The sequence below is a fragment of the Streptococcus pseudopneumoniae genome (assembly GCF_001068775.1).
GTDB classification, from domain to species: Bacteria; Bacillota; Bacilli; order Lactobacillales; family Streptococcaceae; genus Streptococcus; species Streptococcus pseudopneumoniae_N.
Genome location: NZ_JWAJ01000060.1, coordinates 1 through 13287, shown reverse-complemented (window position 1 = coordinate 13287; position 13287 = coordinate 1). Strand labels below are relative to the sequence as shown.

The window sequence follows — 13287 nt, the reverse complement described above, 5'->3', positions numbered from 1 at the left end:
ATCGACACATCATAATGGAGTTGGCTTAATGGATATCATACTAGATATGGGTAATGTTCTACTAGAATGGAATAAGGAAAAGATTTTGAAAGCTGTAGCTAAAACTCAGAAAGATTATCTGATCTTAGACAAGTCTATTTTCCAGTCGGGTTTATGGGAACGATTGGACCTGGGGACCTTGACTCGGGAAGAACTGGTTGATAGAGTTCTTTCTTTATTAGGGGATATCTATGAGAAAAAGGTAGAAGAAGTTATTTGGAATTGGCCTGCTTACATTGATATTTACAAGGAAATCTTTCCTCTCCTGGTACGTTTAAAGGAAAAAGGTCATCGTATTTTTGTTCTATCTAATACATCGCCAGTTTTTTATGAATTATTGAAAGACCAACTATATCCTTTAAATGAAATCTTAGATGATTTCGTCCTTTCTTGTGATATTAAGGCAATCAAACCTGATCGAAAAATGTTTGAAGAAATTCTCCGTAAATATCAGTTGGATCCAGCAAATTGTGTCTTTCTTGATGATATAGCAGACAACACTAAGATGGCTGAGACATTAGGCATCAAAGCCTACCAAGTCAAACAGAGAAGTGACGTTGTAGATATTTTGAAAAAATTTGAATAAGTAGAAAACTCTCTATCATTTAGGTGGTAGGGAATTTTTGTTAAAAAAATCGCACAAAATGTAATATATATATTGCACGATGGAAAATATATGATATAATGAGCTTAGAAAGAAGCGCGACTTTTTAAAATTATAAAGGAGGTAAGAAGTGGCTAAGAATTTAAAATTAAAACTAGCTCGAGTAGAGCTCGATATGACTCAGGGTGACTTGGCAGAAGCTGTAGGTGTCACTAGACAGACTATAGGCTTGATAGAAGCAGGAAAGTACAATCCTAGCCTCTCCCTTTGCCAGTCTATTTGCAGATGCTTAGGTAAAACTTTAGATCAATTATTTTGGGAGGAAGAAGATGAAAAATAGATTTTATTATTATCAATTACTAGACGAAAGAGAAGAACAACTGATGAATAAAGCGGGGGCTGAAAGTTTCTATATCTCTATAGCTTTCTTGCTTTTATCTTATATGATTACAGTATTAGCACCAAGTCTTTTTAATCCGAGAATGATTCTCATCATTATCATTATTGGAACTTCTTACTTTTTCGGCCGTGCTCGAGATTTGGGTGTGAACTACTATAGTCGTTTTCATTTTACAATTATAGGGTGTTTGCTGGTAACTCTCGCTATTACGACTCTTTTGATGTTGCAGAATTATCAATTCAATATCGAAATTTATCAGCACAATCCTCTGAACGTTAAATACTTGTCTGCTTGGGCAATTACTTATGTTATTTACATTCCTTGGGTTTTTATTGGCAATCTCGGTCTGAAGAGCTATGGCGAATGGGCTCAGAAAAAATTTGAACAAGACATGGATGAACTTGATAGTATGGAATAGCTTGTTAGCTTTTTATCAATATCGATAAAATGTGTTATAATAGTACTAATTTATGAGAAAAGAAGAAATATTTTCTTCTTTTTACAAATAAGGAAGAAGGACAGTATATGTACCCAGATGACAGTTTAACATTGCACACGGATTTGTATCAAATTAACATGATGCAGGTTTACTTCGACCAAGGAATTCATAATAAGAAAGCAGTTTTTGAAGTTTATTTCCGCCAACAACCGTTTAAAAATGGTTATGCTGTTTTTGCAGGTTTGGAACGAATTGTGAACTATTTAGAAAACCTACGCTTTTCTGATAGCGATATAGCTTATTTGGAGTCACTTGGTTATCATGGTGCCTTCTTGGAATATCTCCGTAATCTCAAGTTGGAATTGACTGTGCGTTCTGCTCAAGAAGGGGACTTAGTATTTGCTAATGAACCGATCGTTCAAGTGGAAGGACCTTTGGCTCAGTGTCAGTTGGTTGAAACAGCACTTTTAAATATCGTCAACTTTCAAACCTTGATTGCGACCAAGGCTGCTCGTATTCGTTCAGTCATTGAAGATGAGCCTTTGATGGAGTTCGGTACACGTCGTGCGCAAGAGATGGATGCAGCTATCTGGGGAACTCGTGCCGCTGTCATTGGTGGAGCCAATGGAACTAGTAATGTGCGTGCAGGTAAGCTCTTTGGAATTCCAGTTTTAGGGACTCATGCTCATGCCTTAGTTCAAGTCTATGGGAATGACTATCAGGCTTTCAAGGCTTATGCCTCAACTCACAAAAACTGTGTCTTCCTAGTGGATACCTACGATACTCTTCGGATCGGTGTTCCAGCAGCAATTCAGGTTGCGCGTGAACTTGGTGACAAGATTAATTTCCTTGGTGTTCGTATTGACTCTGGAGATATCGCCTATATTTCTAAAAAAGTTCGTCAACAACTGGATGAGGCTGGATTTACGGATGCTAAGATTTATGCATCCAATGATCTTGATGAAAATACTATCCTTAACCTCAAAATGCAAAAAGCTAAGATTGACGTCTGGGGTGTAGGAACTAAGCTCATTACTGCTTATGACCAACCAGCACTTGGGGCAGTATATAAGGTTGTTGCCATTGAGGATGAGAATGGTCATATGCGCAATACCATTAAACTTTCAAACAATGCAGAGAAGGTTTCAACACCAGGTAAGAAACAAGTTTGGCGCATCACCAGTCGTGAAAAAGGCAAATCAGAAGGTGATTACATTACCTACGATGGTGTAGATGTTACTAGTATGACGGAGATTAAGATGTTCCATCCGACCTATACTTACATCAAGAAAACTGTCCGCAATTTTGATGCCGTTCCTCTCTTGGTAGACATTTTCAAGGACGGTAAGCTGGTCTATGATTTACCAAGTCTGCCTGAAATCCAAGCCTATGCTCGTAAGGAATTTGATAAACTTTGGGATGAATACAAACGTGTCCTGAACCCACAACATTACCCTGTAGACTTGGCTCGTGATGTATGGCAAGATAAGATGGACTTGATTGATAAGATGCGTAAGGAAGCTCTAGGTGAAGGAGAAGAAGAATGACCTTACAAGAAAGTATTATTCAACAATTAGGAGTAAAACCTGTGATTGATCCACAGGAAGAAATTCGTCGTTCTGTTGATTTTTTAAAGCGATATCTGAAAAAGCATCCCTTCCTTAAAAGTTTTGTATTGGGCATTTCAGGTGGACAAGACTCGACCTTAGCTGGTCGCCTTGCCCAACTTGCCGTGGAAGAAATGCGAGCAGAAACTGGAGATGACAGCTACAAATTTATCGCAGTTCGACTACCTTATGGAATTCAAGCAGATGAGGATGACGCGCAAAAAGCACTAGCTTTTATTCAGCCAGATGTCAGTTTAGTAGTGAACATTAAAGAATCTGTTGATTCTATGGCAGTGGCAGTAGAGGCTACTGGTAGTTCTATGACAGACTTTAATAAAGGGAATATCAAGGCTCGTAGTCGTATGATTGCTCAGTATGCCCTAGCAGGTGCTCATAGCGGAGCAGTTATCGGGACTGACCATGCTGCAGAAAATGTTACAGGTTTCTTTACCAAGTTCGGTGACGGCGGTGCAGATATTCTTCCTCTCTATCGCCTCAACAAACGTCAAGGAAAACAACTATTGAAGGAGCTCGGAGCTGATCCTGCTCTCTATGAAAAAGTACCGATTGCCGATCTAGAAGAAGAGAAACCAGGATTGGCAGATGAAGTTGCACTCGGTGTAACCTACGCAGAGATTGATGACTACCTCGAAGGTAAACAAGTCAGCCCAGAAGCCCAAGCAACCATTGAAAAATGGTGGTACAAAGGCCAACACAAACGCCACCTACCAATCACTGTCTTTGATACGTTTTGGGAGTAAAAAGGTCCGGGGGACCTTTTTACCTTCTTGCCTAGAAATTAGAAAGCAAGAATAACCTCCGGGGGAGGTTTTTACCCCGAGTCTAGAAACAGGAGAACGAGGAAAGTCCGGAGGACCTTTTTCACTTTATAACTTGCAATAGGAGACTGAGATAGGTCAATGTAAGTTTGAGCCCATCCATAAAATAGAAAGCGAGTTACGATTATGAAAGCACTAGGTACACAAAATATAGAGACAGAACGTTTGATTTTGAGGAGATTTGTGGAAGGTGATGCCCGAGCTATGTTTGAGAATTGGGCTTCTCGTCTAGATAATCTAACCTATGTTACTTGGGATCCGCACCTGAATGTCGAACAGACTCGAAACTCTATTGGCAATTGGGTAGCATCCTATGACAATCCTAACTATTACAAATGGGCCATTTGTCTCAAAGAAAATCCAAATTTTGTCATTGGAGATATTAGTCTGGTCAGTGTGGATGAAGAAAACTCTAGCTGTGAGATCGGATATATCTTAGGAATGGACTACTGGGAACGAGGACTCATGACAGAAGCCTTGAAGGCAGTTTTATCATACTGTCTGGATGAGATTGAATTTAAAGAGGTTAATGCCTGCTATGCAAGTTTAAATCCTGCCTCTGGTCGAGTTATGGAAAAGGCGGGTATGACTTTTTGGAAGACGATTCCAGATGGTGTGAGACGAAAAGGTTATAAAGCTGATAAAATTTATTATCAGATCAAAAAATAAGATGGAAAGTTAAGCTTTTCCATCTTATTTTTTGTAATATACTTTTTAATCAAAATAAAGTAAATCTTTGCTGGTACTTGTAAAGAGGTCGAAGCCATCTTTGGTAACAACACCACAGTCTTCGATGCGGACACCGACTTTACCAGGGATGTAGATACCAGGCTCAACTGAGAAGCACATGCCTTCTTCGATAACCATGTCGTTTCCTTCCATGATGGATGGGAATTCGTGGACATCCATACCGATACCATGACCGAGACGGTGGTTGAAGTACTCACCGTAGCCAGCTTTTTCAATCACTTCACGAGCTGCGCGGTCTACTTCATGAGCTGTCACACCAGGTTTGATAAAGTCAAGGGCAGCTTGTTGGGCTTCCAGAGTCAAGTTGTAAATATCTTTCTTGAACTGGTCAGGTTTACCAACAGCGACTGTACGAGTCATATCTGATGCATAACCATTGACCATCACACCGAGGTCAAAGAGGAGAAGGGCATTGTTTTCAACCTTGTTAGCTCCAGGGATACCATGCGGATTTGCAGCGTTATCACCTGTTAAAACCATAGTATCAAAGCTCATTTCATAGCCTTCACGTTTCATAGCAAAGTCAATCTGCGCGATGATATCTGTTTCCGTATTATCAAGAGAGATATTGTCAAAACCAACTTTAACAGACTTGTCGGCGTAAACACCTGCAACCATCATCTTTTGCACTTCGTCTGCTGATTTGATCAAGCGCATACGTTGGATTAATGGAGTCAAGTTCTCAAACTCAGCACTTTCAAAGACAGTTTTCAAACCGTGGTATTTAGTCAAGATGAGATTGTCAAACTCAACTGCTACACGTTTGAAATCAAGCTGTGACAGAGCATTTTGGATTTTCTTCCAAGGGTTTTCAGAGTCCACGTAGCCAACTACTGGGAATGAGACAGTGCTAGTTGCACGCTCAACTTCAAGAGCTGGAACGAAGAGAAGTGGTTCTTGGTTTCCAAGGACAAAGAGGAACATTTGACGTTCGTGTGGATCACTGTAAAAGCCAGTGAGGTAATTAATTGTGACGGGGTCAGATACGACAGCGACGTCTAGCTTTTCTGATTCAAGATAAGTTAAGATTTGTTGTAATTTAGACATATGCTACCTTCTTTCTACCCCTCTATTTTGGCAAAAAACAGCAGAAAATGCAAGAGAGAAGGGGAAATGAAGGTAAAAAAATTCCAACAGCCGAAGCAAGTTGGAATCTAAATATTAGTTAAAATCTGCTTTGCTCTTAACATCGCCATATTCTTCAGCAACTTCTTGGCTGAGAATATCTTCGTAAGCTGGAAGGACAAGATCCTGACCGTATTTCTTTTTGAGGGCAAGGGTTACTAAGCGATAAGCGAGATTGGCGTTTCGGGAGAGGATAGGTCCGTGGAAGTAGGAACCAAAGACATTTTTATAGTGAACACCTTCACCGACCTTTTCTTCATTGTTTCCATTTCCATAAACAACCTGACCTAGCGGTTTTTGGTCATCTGAGAGGAAGGTGCGGCCTTGGTGATTTTCAAAACCATAATAAGTTTCATTAAACTCTTCATTATGAATTTTAATGTCACCGATGAAGCGGTTATTGGTTTGGTTGAGTGTGTAATGTCCCATGACACCTAGACCTTCTATGCGTCTTCCGGAAGCTTCAATATAGTATTGGCCTAATAGCTGGAAGCCACCACAGATAGCTAGGACGACCCCATCATTTTGGATAAAGTTGTCAATGCTTTCTTTTTTATCTGGCAAATCACCAGCAATGATGCTCTGTTCAAAGTCCTGACCGCCACCGAAAAAGGCAATATCGTAGTGATTTTCATCGAAATCATCATGAAGTGAAACGATGTCAACTGTCACATGAGCCCCAAGCTTTTCAGCGACGTACTTGAGCATGAGGATATTCCCATTATCTCCGTAGGTGTTCATGAGGTTGCCATAGAGGTGAGCGATATTCAGCTGGTATGGATAGTTGCCGTCTTTTGAGGAAAGTGAAGTAAAAACCATTAGTTCATCTCCTTTCTAACAATCTGACGATTGGCAAGAAGTTCTCGGAACTCCAGCATAGCTGTATAAGTCGCAAGGATATAGGCATGCTTGCATTCTTGAGCTTCGATCGTTTTGAGAACTTGTTCCAGGCTACTTGTTTCAGTGATCTTGTCAGCTGGATAGCCAGTAACACGTAGACGACGAGCAATTTCAGAATGACGAACTCCACCCGCATTGATTTCAGGAATGTCCATATCAGTAATTTGCTCAAAGTCAGCATCCCAAATCCAGCTGGTATCAATTCCGTCCGCATAGTTGGCATTGAGGAGAACAGATAGACTAAATGGATAAGGAGCTAGTTTGATCATTTCGATGGCCTGGGTAGCACCAACAGGATTTTTAATAAGAACCAGTGTGCATTCCTTGTCACCGATATGGAAGGTTTCTTGGCGACCAAAGACAGCACGGCTCTTGTCAAACCCTTGTTTGATCAGTTGTGGCTCTGCTCCAAGGAAACGGGCAATAGCAACCGCAGCCAGAGCATTGTAGATATTGTAGAGTCCACCGATTTGAATACCGTATTCTTGTCCATCGATAACAAAACGAGAGCGATTGTTGGTTAACTCAACCAGTTCAGTCAGACGATAATCCAGTTCAGGACGTTTACAACCACAATTCTCACAGATGTAGGCACCCAAGTTGGCATAGGTATTGAGCTCGTACTTAAGAATGCTATGACATTCAGGGCAGAGGATACCTTCAGTATTGTAGTGAGCAAGTTGCGCTGGACCTTTTTCTAGATCAAAACCAAAATACTGAACAGGATTTGAAATTGCAGGCTTGTAGAAAAGCGGACTATCACCGTTTAGCAGGACAGTAGCAGTAGGAACTTTCCGAATAGCATCCAAAATCATGTTATAGGTCGTATAAATTTCACCGAAACGATCCATTTGGTCACGGAAGATATTGGTGATGACGAAGAGACTTGGCTGGATGTAGTCACAGATACGGGAAAGACTGGCCTCGTCGATTTCTAAAACTGCAATGTTTTTACCTGTTTTAGAGGATTTTGCTGTCAAGAAGGTGGTGGTAATCCCTGTAATCATATTGGCACCACTAGGATTGGTCAAAACTTGACCATAGACTTCGTTTAAAATACCGACAGTGAGGGCGGTTGTCAGGGTTTTTCCATTGGTACCAGTAACCACGACAATCTCGTAGTTCTTCGCTAAATGTTGTAAAATATCTTTATCAAATTGAAGGGCCAGTTTCCCAGGGAGCGTACTTCCACGTCCGAGACGACTTAAAATAAAGTGAGAAGAACGTCCAGCAAGAAGGCCCAAAGTAGTTTTTAATTTCATATTTCTATTATATCATAAAAGCTGAAAAAGACAGATTTGAGATTTTAGAAAAAAAAACAGCCCAAGGAGGGCTGCTTGATAAAACTAAATCGCAAACAAGTCATTCAAGTTCTCAGCCAAGGTTGGGTGAGTGAAGATTTGTTTTGTGAAGTAAGTGTATGGGATTTTGTTGTCCATAGCAATAGTAATAATATTGATGATTTCTTGTGATCCTTCTGAGAAGATGCTTGCACCGAGAATCTCTTTAGTTTCAGTGTTGACAACAGCTTTGAAGGCTCCACGAAGATCTCCATTCACGTGACCACGAGGCATAGCAGCAACAGGGATTTCCTTGACAGCGTATGGAAGTTTCAAATCAGCTGCTTGGCTTTCAGTCAAACCAACTTGTGAAAGTGCAGGTGTGATGAACATAGTGTTTGGCACATTGAGACGGTCTTCAAGTGTGTAGTTGCCATCACCAGCGAGGTAGCTGTATACAACACGGAAGTCATCTAGTGAAATGTAGGTAAATTGAAGTCCACCGTTGACATCTCCAACTGCAAAGACACCAGGAACGTTTGTTTGACAATGTTTGTCTACCTTGATAGCGCCACGTTCAGTAAGTTCAATATCTGTATTTTCAAGTTGAAGTGGTTCAACATTTGGTTTACGTCCTGTTGCATAGAGAAGGGCATCGAAACGATAGGTTTCATTTTCAGTCACAACAAGAACTTGGTCACCATCGTTTTTGATTTCAGTAGTATGGATGTTTTGAAGCAATTCGATGCCGTCTTCTTCCATGTATTGTTTAGCAAGATCTGCGATGGAAGGTTCTGCACGAGGTAAGAAAGTGTCCATTGCATCTAAGACTGTTACCTTGCTGCCAAGTTTATTGTAAAGACCAGCAAATTCAAGACCAATGTTTCCACCACCAAGAATTCCGAGTTTTTCTGGTAATTGTTCCAAGTTTTGGATACCTGTTGAATCAAAGACATTTTTGCTAGTTGCTAGACCTGGGATAGGCAATACGTTTGAAACAGCACCAGTGTTGATGACAATTGTTTCAGCAGTTAGTTCTTGTTTTTCGTCACCAGCTTGAATTTCGATGACTTTGTTGGAAACAAAGTGGGCTTCGGCATCAATGATATCAACTCCAGTACCAGCGATTGTAGCATAGTTTTTACCGTTAAGGCGACTGGTAATCATATTTTTTGTTGCCATGACTTCTTCAAATGACAAGTCTTTCTCAGCAGCAACTAACAAGGTTTTAGTTGGAATACAACCGATGTTGATACAAGTTCCACCGTACATAGCCTTGTTACGTTCGATAAGAGCAACTTTTTTACCAGCTGAAGCTAGTTTGGCAGCAAGAGTTTTACCTGCCTTACCAAATCCAATGACAATTAAATCGTATGTTAACATTTTTAAATCCTCCTGTTTGATTTCATTCTAGCACAAGAAAAAAATAATTTCACAAATCTGCTACGGAAAATTAAAGAGACTTCCGCCTTGAGAGCAAGTCATTTATGAATGTTATTGATTAATCAAATTGAAGATATTACGAATACTTAAGCTAAAAAATCGTTTACATGATTTAATCAGAGGGTCTGACTATCTTTTAACCATTTCTTGTGTTATACTAGATAAGTTGCAAAGAAAGCAGTACTTTTCTTTAGTGGAAAAGAAGCAACACGATCTTTCATAGAAGATATGAAAATACGTCATGAAAAGAAAAGTATAAACTAAGCGCTATAGGGTGGCTTCGCACCACCTTTAGAAAGAAGAATAACGTGAAATTTAATGAATTTAACTTGTCTGCTGACCTTTTGGCAGAAGTTGATAAAGCAGGATTTGTAGAAGCAAGTCCTATCCAAGAGCAAACTATTCCTTTGGCTCTTGAAGGAAAAGATGTTATCGGTCAAGCACAGACTGGTACAGGGAAAACAGCAGCCTTTGGCTTACCAACCCTTGAAAAAATTCGTACAGAAGAAGCAACTATCCAAGCCTTGGTCATTGCCCCAACTCGTGAACTGGCTGTTCAAAGCCAAGAAGAGCTTTTCCGCTTTGGTAGAAGCAAGGGTGTAAAAGTTCGTTCAGTCTATGGTGGTTCAAGCATTGAAAAACAAATCAAGGCTCTTAAATCAGGGGCTCATATCGTAGTAGGAACACCAGGACGACTTCTTGACCTGATTAAACGCAAGGCCTTGAAATTGCATGATATTGAAACCTTGATTTTAGACGAAGCTGATGAAATGCTGAACATGGGCTTTCTTGAAGACATCGAAGCCATCATCTCTCGTGTTCCAGAAAATCGTCAAACCTTGCTCTTTTCAGCGACTATGCCAGATGCTATCAAACGTATTGGTGTTCAGTTCATGAAAGAACCTGAGCATGTGAAGATTGCTGCCAAAGAATTAACAACAGAACTGGTAGACCAGTACTATATCCGAGTTAAGGAACAAGAAAAATTTGATACCATGACTCGTCTCATGGATGTTGATCAACCTGAGTTGTCTATCGTCTTCGGTCGTACTAAACGTCGTGTGGATGAGTTGACTCGTGGGCTTAAAATCCGTGGTTTCCGTGCAGAAGGGATTCATGGAGATTTGGACCAAAACAAACGCCTTCGTGTCCTTCGTGATTTTAAAAATGGCAACCTTGATGTCCTCGTAGCAACTGACGTTGCGGCTCGTGGTTTAGATATCTCAGGTGTGACCCATGTCTACAACTACGATATCCCACAAGACCCTGAGAGTTATGTTCACCGTATCGGTCGTACAGGTCGTGCAGGTAAGTCAGGTCAGTCTATTACCTTCGTTTCACCTAATGAGATGGGTTATCTCCAAATCATTGAGAACTTGACTAAGAAACGTATGAAAGGTCTCAAGCCGGCAAGTGCAGAAGAAGCCTTCCAAGCTAAGAAACAAGTTGCTCTCAAGAAAATTGAACGTGATTTTGCTGATGAAGCTATTCGTGGAAACTTCGAGAAATTTAGCAAAGATGCCCGTAAATTAGCAGCTGAATTCAGTCCTGAAGAATTGGCTATGTACATTCTTAGCTTAACAGTTCAGGATCCAGATAGTCTTCCAGAAGTTGAGATTGCACGTGAAAAACCACTGCCGTTTAAACCATCAGGTAATGGATTCGGTGGGAAAGGTAAGGGAGGTCGTCGTGGAGATGACCGTCGTGATCGTGAACGCCGTCGTGACAATCGTCGTGGTGAACGTCGGGATGATTTCAAAAAAGGCAGTCGCAGAAACGACCGCTTTGATAAGGAAAAACGTTACCGTAAGGACAACAAAAAACCTCGCACAACATCTAGCGAAAAGAAAACAGGCTTTGTGATTCGAAACAAGGGTGATAAATAATAAAAAAAGCGGTTCACTGTGGTGGATCGCTTTTATATATAAGGAGACCGAGAGTCAAGAAAAGTTTCATACGAGAAAATAGATTTATATATTTGTTATCTTGTAATATTATATTATCAAAAAATGGAGGATCTGTCAACAAGAAAATTGAAAAAAATATAAAAAATTGCAAATGTAAGAGAATTGCAATGCAATAAGCAATTTTCAGATAATTATTGAAATAAAGACAGTTTTGTGATATAATGGAAGCGATTAAATACGAGGTGAAAAATGGCACATTTATTAGAAAAAACGAGAAAAATCACATCTATCTTAAAGCGTTCGGAGGAGCAACTACAGGATGAACTTCCCTATAATGCCATTACACGTCAATTAGCCGATATCATCGACTGCAATGCTTGTATCGTCAATAGCAAGGGGCGTTTGTTGGGCTACTTTATGCGCTATAAAACAAACACCGATCGTGTAGAGCAGTTCTTCCAAACAAAGATTTTCCCTGAGGACTATATCCAAGGGGCAAATATGATCTACGATACGGAGGCCAACCTCCCTGTGGAACATGATTTGACTATTTTCCCAACTGAAAGTCGCTCAGACTTCCCAGATGGTTTAACAACTATTGCTCCAATCCACGTTTCTGGGATTCGATTGGGTTCTTTGATTATTTGGCGAAATGACAAGAAATTCGAAGATGAGGATTTGATCCTTGTTGAGATTGCTAGCACGGTGGTTGGTATTCAGCTTTTGAACTTCCAACGTGAAGAAGATGAGAAAAATATCCGCCGTCGCACAGCAGTGACTATGGCGGTCAATACACTATCATATTCTGAATTGCGTGCAGTCTCTGCGATTTTAGCAGAACTAGATGGCAAAGAAGGACAATTGACAGCTTCAGTTATCGCAGATCGCATCGGTATTACTCGTTCAGTGATTGTCAATGCTCTTCGGAAGCTCGAATCAGCAGGGATTATTGAAAGTCGTTCATTGGGTATGAAGGGAACTTATCTAAAAGTTTTAATCCCAGATATTTTTGAAGAAGTGAAAAAGAGGGACTATTAATGGCTAAGGCTTTAATTTCTATTGACTATACAGAAGATTTTGTAGCGGATCATGGAAAATTGACAGCAGGAGCTCCTGCTCAAGCAATATCAGAAGAAATCAATCAGGTAACTAGATTAGCATTTGACCGTGGAGATTATATTTTCTTTACCATTGATGCTCATGAGGAAAATGATGTCTTTCATCCAGAAAGTAAACTTTTTCCCCCTCATAATCTGATTGGGACTAGCGGGCGTAATCTATATGGTAAGTTAGCTGAATTTTATCAGGAACAGGCCCAGGATAGTCGTGTTTTCTGGATGGACAAACGTCACTATTCGGCTTTTTCTGGCACAGATTTGGATATCCGTCTGAGAGAGCGTCGCGTGGATACAGTTATCTTAACAGGTGTTCTTACAGATATCTGTGTATTGCATACGGCTATCGATGCCTATAATCTTGGGTATCAGATAGAAGTTGTCAAGTCAGCAGTCGCATCCATTTGGCCTGAAAACCACCAGTTTGCACTTGGACATTTTAAGAATACATTAGGAGCGAAACTCCTTGATGAAAACCTCGTTGAAATCAAAGAATAATGTATTCAAAAAAACTGAAAAAAATCTGAAAAAAGTGTTGACAAAGATTATGAAAGTTGATATACTAGTAAAGTAATCGACGCGGGGATGGCGGAATTGGCAGACGCGCAGGACTAAGGATCCTGTGACCGCTTTAGGTCGTGAGGGTTCAAGTCCCTCTCTCCGCATAGGAAAAGAGTTAGATTCGGCTAGCTCTTTATTTTTTGAAACAGGTATAGTGAAAAACATACAAGATAGTTTTTTGTATGTTTTTTGTTTTCTTTTAAAAAGTGCTACAATATATAGTCAATTGAAACAAGAACAAGACAAAAGAGCCTCGAAAAAAGTACTACAACTTGGCA

At 40.2% G+C, this 13287-nt stretch carries 13 protein-coding genes and 1 tRNA gene; 10 read left to right on the top strand and 4 right to left on the bottom strand.

The features are described 5' to 3' along the window. Window positions 1-28 precede the first annotated feature (28 nt). The 6 genes from ADF68_RS02005 (at window position 29) to ADF68_RS01980 (ending at window position 4597) form a co-directional block, all read left to right on the top strand. Complete coding sequence (locus tag ADF68_RS02005) at window positions 29-625, top strand: HAD family hydrolase (RefSeq protein WP_049548430.1); 597 nt, start codon at window positions 29-31, stop codon at window positions 623-625. Window positions 626-773: 148 nt separating this feature from the next. Next, complete coding sequence (locus ADF68_RS02000) at window positions 774-983, top strand: helix-turn-helix transcriptional regulator (RefSeq protein WP_001107501.1); 210 nt, start codon at window positions 774-776, stop codon at window positions 981-983. Continuing rightward, window positions 973-1461 (top strand): DUF6773 family protein, encoded by a 489-nt coding sequence (locus ADF68_RS01995; RefSeq protein ID WP_049548429.1) that lies wholly within the window; start codon window positions 973-975, stop codon window positions 1459-1461. Before ADF68_RS02000 ends, ADF68_RS01995 begins: the two co-directional genes overlap by 11 nt. Window positions 1462-1568: 107 nt before the next feature. After that, window positions 1569-3029 (top strand): nicotinate phosphoribosyltransferase, encoded by a 1461-nt coding sequence (locus ADF68_RS01990; protein ID WP_049548428.1) that lies wholly within the window; start codon window positions 1569-1571, stop codon window positions 3027-3029. Beyond that, on the top strand, window positions 3026-3850 hold the full coding sequence (nadE, locus tag ADF68_RS01985; protein WP_049548427.1) for an ammonia-dependent NAD(+) synthetase: 825 nt from the start codon (window positions 3026-3028) through the stop codon (window positions 3848-3850). The genes ADF68_RS01990 and nadE overlap by 4 nt, the downstream gene beginning before the upstream one ends. A gap of 204 nt (window positions 3851-4054) precedes the next feature. Continuing rightward, the gene (locus ADF68_RS01980; RefSeq protein ID WP_049548426.1) at window positions 4055-4597 is read left to right on the top strand and encodes a GNAT family N-acetyltransferase; all 543 of its coding nucleotides are present in this window, start codon (window positions 4055-4057) and stop codon (window positions 4595-4597) included. Between the two features lie 45 nt (window positions 4598-4642). On the opposite strand, the gene ADF68_RS01975 is transcribed toward ADF68_RS01980, so the two are convergent. The 4 genes from ADF68_RS01975 to ADF68_RS01960 all read right to left on the bottom strand — a co-directional run bounded on the left by ADF68_RS01975 (window position 4643) and on the right by ADF68_RS01960 (window position 9366). After that, window positions 4643-5725 carry a M24 family metallopeptidase gene (locus ADF68_RS01975; protein WP_049548425.1) on the bottom strand — a complete coding sequence of 361 codons (1083 nt, stop codon included), beginning with the start codon at window positions 5723-5725 and terminating at the stop codon, window positions 4643-4645. A 114-nt stretch (window positions 5726-5839) separates the two neighbouring features. Beyond that, on the bottom strand, window positions 5840-6622 hold the full coding sequence (gene gatD / locus ADF68_RS01970) for a lipid II isoglutaminyl synthase subunit GatD (RefSeq protein WP_049548424.1): 783 nt from the start codon (window positions 6620-6622) through the stop codon (window positions 5840-5842). Then, entirely contained in the window at window positions 6622-7965 is a 1344-nt protein-coding gene (gene murT, locus ADF68_RS01965) for a lipid II isoglutaminyl synthase subunit MurT (RefSeq protein ID WP_049548423.1), read from the bottom strand. The genes gatD and murT overlap by 1 nt, the downstream gene beginning before the upstream one ends. Before the next feature lie 84 nt (window positions 7966-8049). Further along, window positions 8050-9366, bottom strand: a complete 1317-nt coding sequence (locus ADF68_RS01960) for an FAD-containing oxidoreductase (protein ID WP_049548422.1) — start codon at window positions 9364-9366, stop codon at window positions 8050-8052. A gap of 368 nt (window positions 9367-9734) precedes the next feature. On the opposite strand from ADF68_RS01960, the gene ADF68_RS01955 reads away from it, so the two are divergent. The 4 genes from ADF68_RS01955 (at window position 9735) to ADF68_RS01940 (ending at window position 13113) form a co-directional block, all read left to right on the top strand. Continuing rightward, window positions 9735-11312 carry a DEAD/DEAH box helicase gene (locus ADF68_RS01955; RefSeq protein WP_049548421.1) on the top strand — a complete coding sequence of 526 codons (1578 nt, stop codon included), beginning with the start codon at window positions 9735-9737 and terminating at the stop codon, window positions 11310-11312. A 270-nt stretch (window positions 11313-11582) separates the two neighbouring features. Next, on the top strand, window positions 11583-12371 hold the full coding sequence (codY, locus tag ADF68_RS01950) for a GTP-sensing pleiotropic transcriptional regulator CodY (RefSeq protein WP_049548420.1): 789 nt from the start codon (window positions 11583-11585) through the stop codon (window positions 12369-12371). After that, complete coding sequence (locus tag ADF68_RS01945; RefSeq protein ID WP_049548419.1) at window positions 12371-12946, top strand: cysteine hydrolase family protein; 576 nt, start codon at window positions 12371-12373, stop codon at window positions 12944-12946. Before codY ends, ADF68_RS01945 begins: the two co-directional genes overlap by 1 nt. Window positions 12947-13027: 81 nt before the next feature. Continuing rightward, window positions 13028-13113: transfer RNA gene (locus ADF68_RS01940), tRNA-Leu, on the top strand. The last annotated feature ends 174 nt before the right edge of the window (window positions 13114-13287 follow it).

Bases quoted from the DNA above. Each gene is read 5' to 3' on its own strand.
- ADF68_RS02005 (WP_049548430.1), top strand. From the start codon at position 29: ATGGATATCATACTAGATATGGGTAATGTTCTACTAGAATGGAATAAG.
- ADF68_RS01995 (WP_049548429.1), top strand. From the start codon at position 973: ATGAAAAATAGATTTTATTATTATCAATTACTAGACGAAAGAGAAGAA.
- ADF68_RS01990 (WP_049548428.1), top strand. From the start codon at position 1,569: ATGTACCCAGATGACAGTTTAACATTGCACACGGATTTGTATCAAATT.
- nadE (WP_049548427.1), top strand. From the start codon at position 3,026: ATGACCTTACAAGAAAGTATTATTCAACAATTAGGAGTAAAACCTGTG.
- ADF68_RS01980 (WP_049548426.1), top strand. From the start codon at position 4,055: ATGAAAGCACTAGGTACACAAAATATAGAGACAGAACGTTTGATTTTG.
- ADF68_RS01975 (WP_049548425.1), bottom strand. From the start codon at position 5,725: ATGTCTAAATTACAACAAATCTTAACTTATCTTGAATCAGAAAAGCTA.
- gatD (WP_049548424.1), bottom strand. From the start codon at position 6,622: ATGGTTTTTACTTCACTTTCCTCAAAAGACGGCAACTATCCATACCAG.
- murT (WP_049548423.1), bottom strand. From the start codon at position 7,965: ATGAAATTAAAAACTACTTTGGGCCTTCTTGCTGGACGTTCTTCTCAC.
- ADF68_RS01960 (WP_049548422.1), bottom strand. From the start codon at position 9,366: ATGTTAACATACGATTTAATTGTCATTGGATTTGGTAAGGCAGGTAAA.
- codY (WP_049548420.1), top strand. From the start codon at position 11,583: ATGGCACATTTATTAGAAAAAACGAGAAAAATCACATCTATCTTAAAG.
- ADF68_RS01945 (WP_049548419.1), top strand. From the start codon at position 12,371: ATGGCTAAGGCTTTAATTTCTATTGACTATACAGAAGATTTTGTAGCG.